This window comes from Mesorhizobium sp. M2A.F.Ca.ET.037.01.1.1, from assembly GCF_003998075.1.
Lineage (GTDB): Bacteria > Pseudomonadota > Alphaproteobacteria > Rhizobiales > Rhizobiaceae > Mesorhizobium.
The window spans coordinates 15,814-31,595 of the sequence record NZ_RZSA01000005.1 but is presented as its reverse complement, the minus strand read 5'-3'; the positions used below and the strand labels follow the sequence as shown (position 1 = coordinate 31,595).

General features: G+C 62.6%; 12 protein-coding genes and 3 pseudogenes. 6 read left to right on the top strand and 9 right to left on the bottom strand.

What is annotated here, in order from left to right:
- Both EOA27_RS00810 and EOA27_RS00805 read left to right on the top strand, forming a co-directional pair.
- Positions 1-252: Hsp20/alpha crystallin family protein (locus tag EOA27_RS00810; RefSeq protein WP_145970235.1), on the top strand; the 252-nt coding region annotated here is incomplete at its 5' end.
- Between the two features lie 29 nt (positions 253-281).
- Positions 282-1,064, top strand: a pseudogene (locus EOA27_RS00805) (sensor histidine kinase); the annotation flags it as partial.
- A 298-nt stretch (positions 1,065-1,362) separates the two neighbouring features.
- On the opposite strand, the pseudogene EOA27_RS00800 reads toward EOA27_RS00805, so the two are convergent.
- Positions 1,363-1,645, bottom strand: a pseudogene (locus tag EOA27_RS00800) (transposase); the annotation flags it as partial.
- Positions 1,545-1,757 carry a hypothetical protein gene (locus EOA27_RS00795; protein ID WP_126057615.1) on the bottom strand — a complete coding sequence of 71 codons (213 nt, stop codon included), beginning with the start codon at positions 1,755-1,757 and terminating at the stop codon, positions 1,545-1,547. The gene EOA27_RS00795 and the pseudogene EOA27_RS00800, both read right to left, overlap by 101 nt.
- A gap of 122 nt (positions 1,758-1,879) precedes the next feature.
- Between EOA27_RS00795 and EOA27_RS40410 the strand changes: the two are divergent.
- A pseudogene (locus tag EOA27_RS40410) lies at positions 1,880-2,393 on the top strand (transposase); the annotation flags it as partial.
- A gap of 314 nt (positions 2,394-2,707) precedes the next feature.
- Here EOA27_RS40410 and EOA27_RS00785 read toward each other — a convergent pair.
- A complete protein-coding gene (locus tag EOA27_RS00785; protein WP_127255246.1) occupies positions 2,708-5,290 on the bottom strand; it encodes an EAL domain-containing protein in 2,583 nt (860 codons plus the stop codon).
- Between the two features lie 422 nt (positions 5,291-5,712).
- Here EOA27_RS00785 and EOA27_RS00780 point away from each other — a divergent pair, with 422 nt between their 5' ends.
- The 3 genes from EOA27_RS00780 to EOA27_RS41845 are packed head-to-tail and all read left to right on the top strand — an operon-like array spanning position 5,713 to position 9,506.
- The gene (locus EOA27_RS00780) at positions 5,713-8,184 is read left to right on the top strand and encodes a hypothetical protein (protein ID WP_245455307.1); all 2,472 of its coding nucleotides are present in this window, start codon (positions 5,713-5,715) and stop codon (positions 8,182-8,184) included.
- Complete coding sequence (locus EOA27_RS41850) at positions 8,144-9,076, top strand: shikimate kinase (protein ID WP_245491006.1); 933 nt, start codon at positions 8,144-8,146, stop codon at positions 9,074-9,076. The genes EOA27_RS00780 and EOA27_RS41850 overlap by 41 nt, the downstream gene beginning before the upstream one ends.
- Complete coding sequence (locus EOA27_RS41845; RefSeq protein ID WP_306462658.1) at positions 8,964-9,506, top strand: shikimate kinase; 543 nt, start codon at positions 8,964-8,966, stop codon at positions 9,504-9,506. Before EOA27_RS41850 ends, EOA27_RS41845 begins: the two co-directional genes overlap by 113 nt.
- Positions 9,507-10,046: 540 nt before the next feature.
- On the opposite strand, the gene EOA27_RS00775 is transcribed toward EOA27_RS41845, so the two are convergent.
- The 6 genes from EOA27_RS00775 to EOA27_RS00750 are packed head-to-tail and all read right to left on the bottom strand — an operon-like array spanning position 10,047 to position 15,774.
- Positions 10,047-11,276, bottom strand: coding sequence for an HlyD family efflux transporter periplasmic adaptor subunit (locus tag EOA27_RS00775; protein WP_245467323.1), 1,230 nt, complete (start codon positions 11,274-11,276; stop codon positions 10,047-10,049).
- 5 nt (positions 11,277-11,281) lie between these two features.
- Positions 11,282-13,645: an ABC transporter permease gene (locus tag EOA27_RS00770; RefSeq protein ID WP_126083654.1), complete on the bottom strand. Its 2,364-nt coding sequence runs from the start codon at positions 13,643-13,645 to the stop codon at positions 11,282-11,284.
- Between the two features lie 4 nt (positions 13,646-13,649).
- Positions 13,650-14,357, bottom strand: coding sequence for an ABC transporter ATP-binding protein (locus EOA27_RS00765; protein ID WP_127249582.1), 708 nt, complete (start codon positions 14,355-14,357; stop codon positions 13,650-13,652).
- Between the two features lie 3 nt (positions 14,358-14,360).
- A complete protein-coding gene (locus EOA27_RS00760) occupies positions 14,361-14,825 on the bottom strand; it encodes a hypothetical protein (RefSeq protein WP_126080600.1) in 465 nt (154 codons plus the stop codon).
- Positions 14,822-15,496, bottom strand: coding sequence for an isoprenylcysteine carboxylmethyltransferase family protein (locus EOA27_RS00755; RefSeq protein WP_126080599.1), 675 nt, complete (start codon positions 15,494-15,496; stop codon positions 14,822-14,824). The genes EOA27_RS00760 and EOA27_RS00755 overlap by 4 nt, the downstream gene beginning before the upstream one ends.
- Positions 15,493-15,774 (bottom strand): DUF2933 domain-containing protein, encoded by a 282-nt coding sequence (locus tag EOA27_RS00750; RefSeq protein WP_126080598.1) that lies wholly within the window; start codon positions 15,772-15,774, stop codon positions 15,493-15,495. The genes EOA27_RS00755 and EOA27_RS00750 overlap by 4 nt, the downstream gene beginning before the upstream one ends.
- Positions 15,775-15,782: the final 8 nt, after the last annotated feature.

Genomic DNA, 15,782 nt, shown 5'->3' with positions numbered 1-15,782 from the left:
CCTGACGAAATCGGCCTCACGGTGCGCGAGAACATTCTGACATTGAAGGGACCGCGCGAGCCTCGAACGGAGGACGAGAAATCCGTCTGGCACCGCCGTGAGCGCGCCTATGGGACCTTCTCCCGGACAGTGCAATTGCCATTCCGCGTCGACCCGGAACGGGTCGAGGCGCGTTTCGCCAACGGGCTGCTCGAAGTCGAGTTGCACCGGCCGGAGGCGGATCGGCCGAAGAAGATCCAGATCAAGGGATAGAGGGAGGCAAGCATGGCTCAGGAACGCGGATCGGCCGTCGCACCATGCTGCTCAATGCCCGCAAGGTGCTTTACGACCATAGTTCGGCCATCACCATCCTTCTCGCCTTCAATGACATAACGGCCCGTCGTATCATCGAGCGGGAGAAGGAAGAACTGCTCGGTCGCACCGAAGACCTGCTTCGGCAGAAAGACGTCCTGCTGCGCGAGATGGAGCATCGGGTTGCCAACAGCCTGCAGATCATTGCCTCGATCCTGTTGCTGAAGGCACGCTCGGTGACGTCGGAAGAGACGCGCCAGCATCTCAAGGACGCCCATCAGCGCGTTCTGTCCGTGGCCGAGGTGCAACGCCATCTCCACACCTCCGCCGGCGTCGACGAGATCGATGTCGGCTCTTACCTACCGAAATTGTGCAGCAGCCTCGCCTCGTCGATGGTCGGCGAAGCCCAGCCGATCACGGTCACCGTAATGGCCGAAGGCGGCAGGATAGATTCGCAAAGGGCAGTCAGTCTGGGACTAATTGTCACCGAACTCGTGCTCAACGCCATCAAATATGCTTTCCCCAAGAAGAGAACCGGCGCTCGCATCCAGGTGAGCTACGAGACCGCGGGCAGTGACTGGAAACTGACGGTTTCGGACAATGGCGTCGGCAAGATCGCCAACGACGTACCGGCTACCGGACTTGGAACAGCCATCGTCGAAGCACTGGTGAAACAACTGGAGGCCAGGGTGGAGATTATCAGCGATATTGACGGCACCAGCGTGTCGGTCACCCGGGCGACGTTCACCTCGCGCGTGCCGCGAGCGGCGTAAAAACCGTTACTACGATGCTGCCTTCCGGACATCGCCTGATGTCCAGGGGATCTTCTGCCGCCACGGCCTTGTCCCCGGAGCGCAGGACTGCCAGTCGCATCGCATAAGCCGAAACCTCTCAGTCGGTTGAGGGCGCTTCCGATGGCCAAGATCCGCTTTTTTGGCGTTCAGCCGGTGGGACCAAGCTCTGAAGCTGACGCTGCGCAGGTCTTTGCGTGGATGACTCGGTGCGGTCGGTAAACTCGAAGTGGCGGTTGTGTGCGTCAAGTTCTGCAAAATGGGGCGGCCACGATGCTGGTCATGCGGCTTGGCGTAGAGCGAGCTTCTTGTGCTCGCGCAGGTCGTCAATGTTGATGTAGGGCCTCCATCCAGTTTTCGTTGGTTTCGACAGCCGGCGCCCTGACGAGGCGCAGGCAGCTTTCGGCGTTGGGGAAGATGCGCACGACATAGGTGCGCCGGCGGATTTCCTCATTGAGCCGTTCAAGCATGTTGGTGCTCTTGAGATGCTTGTGATGCTGGCGCGGCAGGCAAAAGAAGGTCAGCGTGCGCTCGATGGTCTCCTCCACCGTCGTCCATCTCGGCCTCGAGCACCTCCTGCATCACCGCACGGATCATTTCGTGAAGTCCGTCCGGGTCTGAAAGCAGAATGTCTTTGACGGCAGCGCTGGCGGTCTTACTTTCAATCTTGGTCATGGTGGCGTTCCTTCGCGGGAATCGGCGACATGAACAATCACCAGATCCCATGGCGACGGATGGATAGCGGCGCGTGCTCTGGCAGAGTGACGCTGCTAACAAACACCCCGCGGAGGAACACCATGCATGTAGTGGCCGACCGATCCGAAACTCTGACTGCTATCCGGACTGGTCTGGGCGCAATCTTCGTATCGCTGGAGCTCAGCCGTTCAACCTGGCTGATCTCGTCGTTGTCGCCAGGTGGCGGCGAGAAGTTGTCGAAACACAGTGTCCCCAGTGGTGATTTATCCGCCTTGTTCCGTCGCTTCGATAGCGTGCGAGAGAAGGCAAGAGCACGCATGGGGCCAGACTTCCCCGTCGTCGCTATCCAGGAAGCCGGGCTCGATGGCTCCTGGATCCATCGGGTTCTGAGCAAGGCGGGGATCGAGAGCTACGTCGTTGATCCCGCTTCTATCGCAGTGTCTCGTCGCAGTCGCCGAGCCAAAACCGATAAGATCGATGGTGAAACGCTCGTCTCTCCTTGCCTTCAAGCGAGGCGAACCGCGCATATGTGCAATGGTCAAAGAGCCAACACCGGAGCAGGAGGATCGCCGGCGTATCTGTCGTGAACGCAAGGTACTGACGACCGAACGGGTATATAAAACGCCGCTCACTCAGAATGGTCTCGTCGCCCGAGCCCAGCGGCCGTAGGCGGGATGTTGGTGCAGCCGTGAAGAGCAGCGACCGAATGTGAGGTTGATCTGCTCGGTTACGAGCAGAGTCCTGCAAGTCGGGTTCAACCTGGATCCCATAATCGATATGACAAGCTAATCCCACTTTGACCGGCGCTCAGCACACCTAATTTCGAGCCGCGCCGACCTACACACCCGCTATCGACATGATCCGAGTGGCGGCCTGAACTAGGCCGGCAAACTCATGTTCGTTGGCACTGTTTTTCGCTTGCATCCCGGTTAGGCGGGGACAGACGCCCTACTGCGACGCCTGCCCGGCTTGTCCGTGTCTCGCTCGCCTGACGTTTCGGGTTCGGTCTCAATGATCTCGCCCGCCACCACGGCGCGGGTCCGCTCCAGCATCGCGGGGATGTCCCGCGCGGGCAGCGGGCGGCTGAGCAGGAAGCCCTGCGCCTCGGTGCAGCCTTCTCTTCGGACCCGTTCCAGCTGCTCCACGGTCTCGACGCCCTCGGCGGTGGTCTGCATCCCGAGGCTGTTGCCGAGGCTCGTGACCGCTCGAATGATGGCGACGGAACTGTCGATATCTCCGGCGTCCGTGATGAAGGATTGATCGATCTTGATCTTGTCGAATGGGAACGAGCGCAGATAGCTCAAGCTCGAATATCCGGTTCCGAAGTCGTCCATCGCGATATGAACGCCGAGCATGTGGATATGTTGCAGCATCGAGAGAGTCGCCTGGCTGATGGCCAGCAGCACTGTCTCGGTGATCTCAAGCTCAAGCCGGCTGGGGGGCAGTCCCGAGATATCCAATGCCTCGACGATGGTGGAGAGCAAGCGCGCGTTGCGAAATTGCGCCGGGCACAGATTGACGGCGACCTTGATGCTACCGGGCCAGCTTGCCGCGTCGAGACAGGCTTGCTTGATAACCCATTCACCGATCGGGACGATGAGGCCGATGTCCTCGGCCAGCGGGATGAATTCTCCCGGGGATACGATGCCGCGCGTCGGGTGATGCCAGCGCAGCAGCGCCTCGAAGCAGCTGACCTCGCCGCGGTCGAGATTGAGGAGCGGTTGGTAGTAGATTTCGAACTGCTGCCGCACCACCGCTTCGCGCAGGTCGAGTTCGAGAAACCGCCGCGCCTGCATGCGCGCATCCATTTCCGGTTCGAAGAACCTGTAGGTTCCGCGGCCTTCCGCCTTCGCCCGGTAGAGCGCCATGTCGCCGGTCTTGAGAAGTTGGTCGGCGTCAATGCCATCGTCCGGCGCGATCGAGATGCCGATGCTGGCGCTGATCATAACCCCGTGGCCATCGACGACATAAGGTGCGCTCAGCCCATCAATGACCCGTTGGGCAAGAGCTGTCGCCTCGACCGGCTGATCAACCGCGGTTTGAATGATCACGAACTCATCGCCGCCGAGCCTTGCCACGGTGTCGCCTTCACGGGCCACCTGTTTCAGTCTGGCGGCGACCTCCTTCAGCAAGGCGTCGCCAACCGGGTGCCCCAGCGTGTCGTTGACCATCTTGAAATGATCGAGATCGAGGCAGTGGAAAGCAATCTTGCTACCATCACGCCGCATCTCGACCAAAGCCTCCTCGGCGCGTTCGCGGAACAATATGCGATTTGGAAGCTCGGTAAGTCCGTCGTGGCGCGCCATGTATGAAATCTTGGCTTCGCTCCGCCGCAAGTCGGTCACGTCATGGTGAGTGGCAAGCCACCCGCCGCCCGGCAGTGGCTGATGGATGAGGTCGATGGTGCGTCCGTCCCTGAGTTCCACCAGGCTCACCGTCCGCTCTGCGCGATCGATGGTCTCCGTCAGCTGCTGCACATACTTTTCCGGGTCATGGCCGGCATAGAGGCCCGCCGCGATCCGGAACCGCATCAAATCGATCCACGGCGTGCCGGGACGAGTCAGGGGCTCCGGCACATGGTAGAGATCGGCGTAGCTTTGGTTGCACAGAACCAGCCGCCTCTCCGCATCGAACATGCAAAGCCCTACGGGCATATTGGCGGCGGCCGCGGCCAATTGCTGCCGCTCCAGCTCGGCTTCTCGGGCCAAGGCATCGCTGCGCTCCAGGCTGGCCCGGTAGCCGGCAAAGGCCGAGAACAGCACTCCAACCTCGTCCTGCCGATCCCTTTTCAGCGCAATGAGACTCGAACGGCGCTCGCCCTGCGCCAAGCAACGCATCGCCTCGGTCACGGCGAGGATCGGCTTGCTGACATTGTGGCGTATCCAGGCGACAAGCCCACCAAGACACCCGGCGGCAAAAAGAACTGCCAGCCAAGTCAATCTTTGCGCAACGGTGTAGGTCCTGTCCGCCATCACCGCCGCGGCCGTGCTGCGCTCGTTGGTGAGGGCCAGCAGGTCGTCCAATCGCTGCGTGGCGGCGGCAACGGTCGGGAGCGATACCGTCTCGAACTCCTTGACAGCCATTGTTCGCCCTCCTGTTTCGAGGAGCGGGAAAATCGATGTCAGGGAATCTTCGTAGGCCGTCCATAGGTTGACGAACTGGTCGAACAGCTGCTGCTCGGCCAGCGATCCGGCACTCCGGCGATAGGCGCGCCGACCTTGCAGTATTTCGTCGCTTTCCCTCGCCATCTCCTTCTCAATGCCGGCTATCTGCGCAGCCTCGGCAGTGCGCACGCGCAACGTCGCATAGAGCTGGTGTTCCGCGAGGTTGCGCTTCATCTCGCCGACGATCTGGACCTGGGGCAACCAAACGCTGGTGATCTCGCTCGTGACCTTGTTGAGTGATCGCAGTTGCGCGACCCCAAATACTCCCACGGCCACGACGCACAGCAGCGCCAGCCCAAAGCCCAACGAGAGCTTGGTCCCGACGCTAATGTCCTTTAGCCCTCTCATCTAGAAAACTGCAAACGCAAGACCAGTCCTCGTCAAATAGCATCGAGCTTTAGCGAATAGTAAAAGTATTCCTAGTGTCGCGTCTAAGGTATTAATGCTGGCTTAAGACTGCGTAATCCCCTAGAGGATCGACCAAACCACGTTGTAAAAGGCCGGCGGATGAAGCTCACCGATTTCCATATGATCCGATGACGGGCCTACAATGAGATCGAGGTGCTCGCACCTAGTCTTGGAAGCCGCTTGCAGCTTCTTTCACCGCACCGTGGGATCGGCCTTCGATCCCCTTCGAATGTAGCGAGGCCAGCCCATATTATGCACGACGATGGGGCTTTGAGGCTGGCAGTCGAATCTATGATCGGCAGTGTTCATCAGCCGAGGAAGGAGCGCCGCGGCGCGCGCCGAGGCGGTGCGCGAACTCGAGCGTGATCGCCGAGATCGAGGCGAAGGAGCCGCTCGAAGCGCTCGACACCTTCATGGCGCAGAACGCATCGATGATCCAGGCCCAGCATGCAGCCTCCAGCTTCGATGTCCATCGGGTCCTTCAGGCCATGGACCACGAGCCGAGACCGCCGCAAGGCGATGCCGGACTGATGCGGCTGCCGGTGGTCGACATGCAAGGCCGGCCGCTGGCCAGCGAAGCCGAGTTGCGCTATTCCATTTTCCACCGCTTGACCTCGGGCGCGGTGAAGGTGGTGGCGGTGCAGCTAAAGGGAACTCCGACTGGAGCCATGCTGACACGCACGTTCACCGTGGAGGGCGTGCCCTACCGCATGGACCTGTTCGGCGGCAGCAAACTGAAGCCGCCGCAAAAGAGCCTGAACCAGCTTGCCTCTCACCTGCCTTTCACGGCCGCAGAGGCCCCAAGCGGCAAGCTTTTGGCGATCCCCTATGCCGAGACGGCTCCGGGTACGGCCTTTGAGCAGCTGTCGCGGGCCTGGGCGCCGTTCAAGGAAGCCTATTACTATACCCAGCGCCGCGGATTTGCCGCGCCGCCGGGCATCCCCGACATTGGCCCCCATGATTATGCGCTGGAAGGGTGCTTCAAGCTGTCCCTTCTGCCCGACCATCCCGCAGGCGCAGTGCATCCCTTCCGGTTCGAGGGGCGAGACGGCGAGATCGCCTTGCGGCCGCATGACGGCTGCGGCTTCATTAGGGCCTCACTGGCCGAGCGCATGCCGTCCATTGCCCGGGCTCGCCACGACGCTCCCGAGCGGATGCCTGCCTATGCCGATAAAAGGCAATCGGCGGTACCGCCCTCGGCGCTGCAACATTATCCGCGTAGCGTCGAGGTAGCACAGGAGACCCGCGAGAAGGCTCAGGCTTGGCTCGAAACCCATCAAAGCCTCACCGCCGAGGAGCTGTTCCGGACGGTCACGGGCGGGCATATCGAGGGTTCGAGCGCTATCGCCGTGCCGTCCAGCGACGAATGCCTGCATGTGCCGACGGGCAAGAGCAAGACCTTGACCCGTGACGCTGGCGTGCTTGTCGGACGCTCCCCCTATGACAAGCCCAACCTGCGCCCGTTCGCCGCCGACCGGGTCAGGTCGGCGCGCGATGGCGACCGGACCGCGGCGTTCCTGGATCGGTGCGTGGCCTTCCAATATAGCTTCAACTTCGCGCACAGGTCGGGGGCTGGGCTTGCCGCCGACGATCCGACCTTCTTTGCCAAAGGCATCTTGATCGTTGTGCCCGACGAAATGTGGCCGGCGGACTTCGCCGAGCGCGGGGTCGTGATGTCTGCCGAGGACGTAAAGTGCCATTCGTACTGGCTGGAGGAAAAGGACCGGGTCAAGGCCGACACCGCGCTCGAGTGCGTCGGCATCCTGCAGGCGACGGAGGTGTTCGCGCCCGGCTCTTTGGTTGCGGTTCCAAGCGTCGAACAAAAAATGCTCGACGGCGATTTTGATGGCGACACCGTCGTCATCATTGGCGACCAGCCTCGCCTTTACGAGCATGTGCGCCAGTTCGACGCGCAGCTGCAGGCGCGCGGCATCGCCTCGATGAAGCCGCCGAAGTCGCACACGCCGGCCATTGAGAAAAGCGGCTACCAGTTCACCCGGTCCAAGCAGATCCTGTCGGCCACCGGGCTGGTGCTGGAGACCTACAGCTGCCTGCAGCGCAACGTGCTGGCGCAGCCGCTGGAGGCGCAACGCTGGTTTGCCGAGCGTGCCATCTTCGGCACCTACGAGGGCATTCATAATGAGCTCAAGGCCGACATCCGCGCACTGTTGCAGGAAGATCGGCCGGATGGCCAGGCCCTCCATGAGCTCATCGCCAGGGCGAGGGAAGACAGCAAGGCCGCCAGGCATCCGGTGGCCTGCGAACTGGCCGCGTTGTTAGTGGCCGAGCTCCAGGACTGGAACCTGCAGCTCAATAGCGAGCCGGCTCATGAGCAGTCGGAAGTCAAGCTGCATGAAAGCGCCATCAATCTGTTGAGCGTCGGCATCAAGGTCGGCACTGACGCCTACAAGTCCGATACCGGTGCGCGGGTGTTCATGCAAAAAACCACCGAATTGCAGCGGCTCTTGGAGCAGAGGCCGGGCTTCAAGTCGGCGCCATATGTCAAGGCGCAGGCGGCAAAGCTCCACCAGGGCCGGTTCGACGTCGATGGCAGCCTGGCGGATCTGAAGGACAACCCCACGCTGGCGGCATCGGTCATGGAGGCCTCGATCAGACTCGCCGTCGAAAAGCGCATTCTGCTCAGCGCCTTAGCAATCTCGGCCGAAGACGACCGCGCCAGCACGATAACGCTGAGCAGCGAACAGGCCCTTGAGCGGGCCAGGCTCGAAGCCGCCCCCGCCGAAGCGCAAGAAAGCGCGATTACCAAAAATTGTGCATGCGGTTGCCGAGCTTTTGCGGCAGGACGGCATCGAGGTGAAGGTGCCGCATCTTGACCAACGGTCGGGCGGGCAGGTCTGGATAGCCGACGAGTTGACCGGCCAGAGCGTGAGCACGGCGCCGGAGGCCCAACTGGTCACCAATGCCGTGCGCCATGTCTTCGAGATCCCGGACGAGGCTTTTACGCGCGCCTTCAGGAAGGCGGCACTGGCCTTCGAGGAGCGGGACTGCAGCGAGGTCGAGACCACCAACTGGGTCATCAGGATGGACAGGCCGCGGTTACGCGGCGTTCACACGGCGTTCAGAACCGCGCAGAACTATCGCTTCGAGGTCGAGTTCCCTACGCCGGCCAGTTATCGGGCCGAGCTCGCGCACCGCGCGCAGAGCTCACAGCTAGTCCCCATTCCCCGTGGTGCCTGGGAGATATTACACTGGGACTCGTCAGGAGAAAGCAGGTCGAGGGCGGCAGGGACCTCCAGGTCGCCCATCGTCGCAAGACAACAGATTGCGGTCGCTCGCTCGCCGCAAGCCGGCGAGATCCTCGCGGCCCTCGGTACGCGGCCGGTCGTGCTCGTCGGCATGCCGGCGAGCGGCAAGTCGACCATCGGCGCCCAGCTTGCCAAGGAGTTGGGGGTGGAGTTTGTCGACATCGATAAGCATATCGTCGCCGATCACGGCAATCTGATGGAGATGTTCGCCGACCCTGGCCGTGGCGAGGCGCACTTCAGGGACCTGGAGACCAAAGAGCTCGCCAAGCAGCTGGAGAGAGGCCCCATCGTCATCGCAACCGGCGGCGGCTGCTTTGGCAAGGAGTCCAGTCAAGCCCTGATTCTTAATAAGGCGAGGTCGATCTGGCTCGACACCCGAGCTGAAAGAGCTCCGCAGGCGCCTCGAGAGGGACACCAGCCGGCCGCTGCTGCAAGGCGCCGACATCGAGCAGAAGGTTGACCAGCTGTACGAAGAGCGCAGTCCGTTCTACCAAAAGGCCGATATCAGGTTGCCCCTCGTCCCGCCCTTTCAAAAAGACAAGAAGGACGCCCGCATTTGCGTGAAGGAACTCTACGCTTTCCTGTGCAGCGACAGAGAAGCCGCTCTGCCCGCTGCCGAGATATCACATGTCTCCGGTGCTTCCGGCACCGCCATCAGCATGTCCCCAACAGCTCAGCGCATGCACGATGATCATCACAACGGCTACGATTGCGGGGGCGGCGTCGTGGAAACCATCCAGGCGCCGGCGGCACTATTGAGTGAAAGGGAACGGCCGCCGCTCCTCGACACCCTCACCGCCGACCCGCAGCCTTTGCTGGCCGGCAATAACGCACGAGCGAATTTAGCGTCTTCCACGAGAAGCAGGGAACGCTCAAGTCGAGGACGATAGCTTAGGCGTCGCAGGTTTGGTGCAGGGTGCGGGTTCGCACCGAATGCTAATAAAAGTGGGAAACGCATGCATAAGTCGTGAGAAGCCTGATGGCCGAGTTGATCCGGCCTGGATGACACAAACGTACAAAGACGAACCGCCGGTGCCGGGTCGCGCGCCAAATCCTGGTGATCGACCGGAAAGGATCAGCTCCGAGTCTAAACGGCATCGTCAACTTAATGAAGCGCGGATACTATGACAGAGTGACCCAATCCACCGCCGCGCCATTGCGTCGGTTTCGACAGATAAGATGGATTGGGCAGGCGAGCTCAAAAGAGCGATTGTAAATCGCAGTTGTAGCAGTGTAACAAACTGCGTAACAAAAAGCGCGAAAAGATTAGCATTTTCAGCAGGATAGGCGTGAAACCGAATCCCTCCCTCTCCGCCATCCTGCTTTGCTCTCCGAGCTTCGCAGGACAAGTCCTATCTTCAGCGCGAAGCAGGACGCCCTCCGAAGCCTCGGCGAAGGAGAGCCCAAGGCAGCTTACAGGCCGACCGCGCCTATCGAACCCTCCGCTCGCGCACGGCCACGCCGTCGCCCACCCGGTCGCTCGGGTGCAGCACGACCCGATCGCCTTCCGACAAGCCGGACTCGACCTCGGCCATCCTGCTGTCCCGGTGGCCGATCTTGATTACGGCCGTGCGCGCCCGTCCGGCCTCGGCGAGATACACGGCCCAGTCATCGCCCTGCCGGAACAGTGCCGCTACCGGGACGCTAAGGACATTGTCGTCCCGCCAACTCGTCACGTGCACGATCACGCGATAGTCGTGCCCAAGCTGCGACCACATCTCGGCAGGGTCGACGATATCGATCTCCGTGTGGACGCGCTGCTCCTCGATCCCAAGCGCCGAGACCTTGAGAAACCCGGCCGGGTCGATCCGCGTCACCTTGCCCTGAAGCGCGGGTCCGCCCCAACCGTCGATGCGAACTGAGGCGCCCGGCCTGATCTGGACCGCGTCGGTGGAGAGCAGGTCCGCCGCCACCTGCAGGTCGCGCGGGTCGCCGATCTCGACAAGCGGCGCGCCCGGCTGGACCATGCCCTCGCTCTCCTGAACGATCTTCAGGATGCGGCCGCTCGCCGGCGCACGAAGTTGGACGCAGCAGGCCGGATCCGATTGTGCAACATCTCCGGCAGGCTGCCCGAGCCGCGCCTGGATCATCGCGTGTTCATTGCGCCGGACTTCGACCTGCGCCTTCGCGCTCGCCAAGGCTGCCTCGTTGGTGTCCACTTCGAACTTCGCCTTGTCGAGGGCGTTTTGCGAAATCGCTCCGGACTTGGCCAGCCTTTCCGCGCGATCGAGCTCGGTGCGCGAATATGCAAGCGCCGCCTCGAGACGTTTCACCTCCGCTTCCGCGAACGTCACGGCCGCTTCTGCCGCGCCAAGCGCCGCCAACAGTTCTTCGTGCGTGCGAACATCGTGGAGACCGGGGATGGTCGGCTGCATGACCGCCACCACCGTCTCGTCCTTGGCTACCTCGTCTCCGACATGGTGCGGCGGCGAAATTCTGAGCACCTTGCCGGCGATTGGCGCGGATACCGTGTAGATGTGCCGCACCTCGGTCTTGGCCTCGTCATCGACGGTCACCTCCATCGGACCCTTGGCTACCGTCGCCAGGTCGACCGGGATCGGCTGCGGCCATGCGAACCAGACCGCCGCCGCGGCGATCAGGCCAAAGGCCGCGATGCCGCCGATTCTCCTCATCCAGTTGGTCATCGATCTGGTGCGCATGGTCTTCAATCCCGCGTCTTGAGAACAGCAACGAGGTCGAGTCGATTAACCCGCCTGCGGACGATCAGCGCTGAGAGCACAGCCGCCGTAATGACGATCGCGCTGGCGAAGACATAAATGGCAGGGTCGACAACCAGGCGTACCCGCATCAGTTCGCCGGCCAGGTTCGTCTTCATGATCCAGGCAAGACCATAGCCGAGGGCCCAGCCCGGCGGCTGCGCGATCAAGGTCAACAGCGCGAGTTCAAAGAGAAGGATGCCGAGCACTTCGCCGCGGGTGAAGCCAAGCACCCGCAGGCTTGCCAGTTCCCGGGCCCGCTCGGACAGCGAGACACGCGCGTTGTTGTAAACCACGCCGAACGCGATGACGGCGGCGAGACCCGTGTAGATGCTGGACATCGTAGTCACCAGAAGCGCCACGGCGTCGCGGAAAGTGGCGAGGGACGCCGTCTGCAGAGCCAGGCTGCTCACCGCCGGCATGGCCTTGACCGCCGCGTAGAACTCGTCCCGTCTGTTCTTGTCCAGGCTGACGCTCACCCCGTTCGCCATCGGCGCTTCACGCAGCAGCCTGGCGAGCGCTTCCTCATCCATCATCCCGCGCATGCCGAGATAGTCCTCGACCAGCGCCGCCACCGGAAGCGAGACCGTCCGGCGCTCGCTGTCGAGCAAATCGACCTCGACGGTGTCGCCGACCCGCACCTTGAGTATCTTGGCCAGCATGTCCGAGATCGCGAGGCCTGATTCCGGCAGGACCACCGGCCGCAGGTCCGCATCGATGATACGGTTGAGCTCCGCCCCGCGCGGCCTTGCGCGGAGGATGATGCGACGCTCGACATGGCCATTGCGGATGCGGACCTGGACTTCTCGATTGGGTTCCGCATTCAGCACTCCGGGAAGCCTCGCAATCTGGAAGGCCACTTCCCTCGGGCGCTTCTCGAAAAAGCTGACGGTCGCGTCCTGTCGATCCGCAAGGAAGTAGGTCACGTCGACGAGCTGCTCCATCGTGCCCTCCGTGAAGAGCGACACGATCAGGATCGCCGTCGCCAGCGACATGCCGAATGCGGTGAGAAAGGATCGAACTGGATGATGCGCGACGTTGCGCAGCATCATTCTCATCGGCTGCGAGACAAGGCCGGCCGCGCTAAGGCTCAACGGCAGCGTTCGGCGGAAAACCGGCGGAGCCGGCGGCTGCATGGCAACCGCGGGAGCCAGATTGACGACTTCGCGCAAACCTCGCAGCGCGCCGATTGCCGCGGCAAACGCGCTCAGTCCCGCCGCCGCGACGTAGAGATCGGGGGCCTTGGTGAACAGCAGAAACGGGAAGCGGAAAAAGTCGGCGAATACTCCGGTCACATAGCTGCCGAGCCAGGTGCCGATCAGGCTGCCGATGACGATGCCGACCGCCGTGATGACGCCCACAAATTTCAAGTAGTGCAGGACGATGCCGGCATTGCGGTAGCCGAGTGCCTTCAGCAGGCCGATCTGCTCGCGTTCGAGCGAAACGAGCCGGCTGAGGGTAAGGTTGACCAGGAACGCCGAAACCAGCAGGAAGATCGGCGGCAGCGTGCGGCTCATGTTGTTGAGCATGTCGAGCTCGTGGTCGAGCCAGGCATGCGACGTCTGGTCCTTGCGCCCGTAGGCAGCGTGCCCGCCATAGCGATCGAGCAGGCTGTCGAGACGCATCATCACCTCCCGCTCCGACGTTCCCGGCAGCAGCTTCAGCGACACCGACGAAAAAGCGTCTTCGAGATCATAGGCGCTGGCCAGAGCCCGTTCGGACATCCAGATGACGCCGAAGCGGTGGCCGTCGGGCATGATGTCGCCGGGGCCGACGGCATAGATGTATTCGGGAGAAAGCGCGATGCCGACGATCGTCAGATCGCGCCTGCGACCGTTGAGGGTCGCCGCGAAGCTCGAGCCCAGGGTGAACCGGTGCGCTTCGGCGAAGGTCTCATTGACGACGACCTCGTCGTCCCGGCTCGGATCCGGCGTGCGGCCCGCACGCATATAGAGGCGATTGAGCTTCGGCTCGCCGACCTCGGGCAGCGAGATGACTACGCCGGTGGCCGGAGCGGTCAGACCCGGTGTTTCGAGCAGCGCGAACTGTGCGATGCGTGCATCCACGCTAGCCACACCTGGGATTTCGGCGATCCGGCCGAGGAGAGCTTTCGGTGCCCGTCGCACCGTGGCGAAGACATCGGCGAAGCGGTAGCGCTCGTAGTAAGCCGTCCTCGTCTCATCGAGGGAACGGTAGGAGCCGACGGCGAGGAGCAGCGTTGCCACGCCGCCGCCGACCACCAGCGCGATTGCCAATGCCTGCGCCCAAAGACGCAGGAGATCGCGGAAGAGCTTTATGTCCAGGGCGCGCATGTCTTCACCACTGCAGCTCGGCGACAGCGCGGCGGGCCTCGTTGGTGACGGCCTTCGATATCTGCCCGTCGCTGAAGAACAGGACCCGGTGCGCGACCTCCTGGATGATGGCGTTGTGGGTGATGATGACGGTGGTCGTGCCGAGTTCGGCATTGACCTTCATCAGCGCATCGATCACCCGAACGCCTGTCCTGGAGTCGAGCGCGCCTGTCGGCTCGTCGCAAAGCAGCACTTCCGGACGCTTGGCGATCGCGCGGGCGATGGCGACGCGCTGCTGCTCGCCGCCTGATAGCTGCGCCGGGAAATGATGCATGCGCGGCTCCAGCCCAACGAGGGCGAGAGCTTCCTCGGGACGCATTGGATCATCGGCAATCTCGGTGACCAGCGCGACGTTCTCATAGGCTGTCAGGCTGGGGATCAGATTGTAGAACTGGAACACGAAGCCGACGTGGCGGCGGCGATAGGATGTCAGCCCCCTGTCATCGAGGTCGGTCAGCCGCAAATCCTTGAAGGACAGCTCGCCGCTGCTCGCGTGATCGAGCCCGCCCATGATGTTGAGCAATGTCGATTTCCCGCTGCCCGACGGACCGAGCAGGACGACCACTTCCCCTGCCGAAATCGCCAGGTTCACGCCGCGCAGGGCGTGCACTTGCGTCTCGCCCGAGACGTAGGTCTTGGTGAGGTCTTTCGCGGTGAAGACAGGGTCGGACATGGATCACTCCGCCCTGCCTGCCCGCATGGCAGCTTGCCTGAGCTCGACCAGGAACATGCCCATGCTCGCGGCCCATAGGATCGCGATAGCCAGCAAGGCCCACCGGAAATCGGATCCTATGACGAAGTTGACGACAGCCATCCATCCGATGGAGGCGACGCCGGCGGCGAGCACGCCCAGAAGAGCCCACCGCTCGTGCCGCCGGAACGACGTCACGGCGACCGTGACGGTGAGGATGCCCGAGGCGACGGCATACCCGCCGAGCACCTGAAACACGCGCTCGAGCCACGATGCCATGCGTGGCTGCTCGGCCTGAAGCTGTTGCAGCGACAGGCCGACGAACCGCACGTCCTCCGGCAATAGCGGCGGCCGAAGGAACATGAAGAAGGCGCCGATGCAGACGAGCGCCACACCGAAGACGGCGAGCAGGATCGCCGAAAACGGCCAGGATCGGCGGTGCCGTGTCATGGCGCCAGGCCTCGTCCAGGGCGGCCGACCGACCCGCCGGACAACCGGTTCCAGCTCGGAATGAAACCCGGAACCTGTGTCATGTAGTTGCGGTAGACGTCGCCGAACGCGGTGATCGCTTCGCGCTCCTCGGCGCGCGCCAGCCTCACATACATCACAACCAGCACCGGGAACATCGCCAGCGTCAGCAGCGTCGGCCACTGAACGAGGAAACCCAGCATCACCAGGATGAAGCCGACATATTGCGGGTGGCGCACGTAGCTGTACGGGCCGCTGGCGGCGAGAGAACGGTGCTGCTGAGCGTCGTAGAGAACGCTCCATGCGACCGCGATCAGCCAGAACCCACCGCCGATCAGGACGAAGCTCAGCAGATGGAAGGGGCCGAAATGTGGATTGATCCGCCAGCCGAACATCATTTCCAAGAGATGCCCGGCATCATGCGAGAACCAGTCGATCCCTGGATAGCCGGACTGCAGCCAGCCGGAGAGCAAGTAGATGGTGAGCGGAAAGCCGTACATCTCCGCGAACAGCGCGACCAGGAAGGCGCTGAACGCGCCGAACGAGCGCCAGTCACGGGTCGTCGCCGGCTTGAAGAAGCTGTAGGCGAACAGGATGAAGACGGCGGAGTTGACGATCACCAGGCTCCAAAGGCCGTAGGCCTGCATGCTCATGACGGATTCCTTTCGTCGGGCTGGTTGCGGTGGCCCCCACCATGCCCATGTCCTCCATGCCCATGTCCTCTGTGGCCGTGTCCTCCATGCATGAAGAAGTGCATGAAGACGCAGCCGAGCGGCAGCAGATAGAATAGCGCGCCAAGCACATGGGCGCGGTGCTCGGTGAGGAGCAGGAACCCGCCGACCGCGAGGAAGCCAAGCAGGACAAGGCCTGCCCGGGACGTCAGAAAGGAGCCTTGCGGCTGGTCGTGGTCCGAATGGTCATGCATTGACATGCTGGTCT

What these genes read in the sequence shown, in the direction of transcription:
- EOA27_RS00795 (WP_126057615.1), bottom strand. Translation starts at nt 1,757, where the DNA reads ATGACCAAGATTGAAAGTAAGACCGCCAGCGCTGCCGTCAAAGACATT.
- EOA27_RS00785 (WP_127255246.1), bottom strand. Translation starts at nt 5,290, where the DNA reads ATGAGAGGGCTAAAGGACATTAGCGTCGGGACCAAGCTCTCGTTGGGC.
- EOA27_RS00775 (WP_245467323.1), bottom strand. Translation starts at nt 11,276, where the DNA reads ATGCGCACCAGATCGATGACCAACTGGATGAGGAGAATCGGCGGCATC.
- EOA27_RS00770 (WP_126083654.1), bottom strand. Translation starts at nt 13,645, where the DNA reads ATGCGCGCCCTGGACATAAAGCTCTTCCGCGATCTCCTGCGTCTTTGG.
- EOA27_RS00765 (WP_127249582.1), bottom strand. Translation starts at nt 14,357, where the DNA reads ATGTCCGACCCTGTCTTCACCGCGAAAGACCTCACCAAGACCTACGTC.
- EOA27_RS00760 (WP_126080600.1), bottom strand. Translation starts at nt 14,825, where the DNA reads ATGACACGGCACCGCCGATCCTGGCCGTTTTCGGCGATCCTGCTCGCC.
- EOA27_RS00755 (WP_126080599.1), bottom strand. Translation starts at nt 15,496, where the DNA reads ATGAGCATGCAGGCCTACGGCCTTTGGAGCCTGGTGATCGTCAACTCC.
- EOA27_RS00750 (WP_126080598.1), bottom strand. Translation starts at nt 15,774, where the DNA reads ATGTCAATGCATGACCATTCGGACCACGACCAGCCGCAAGGCTCCTTT.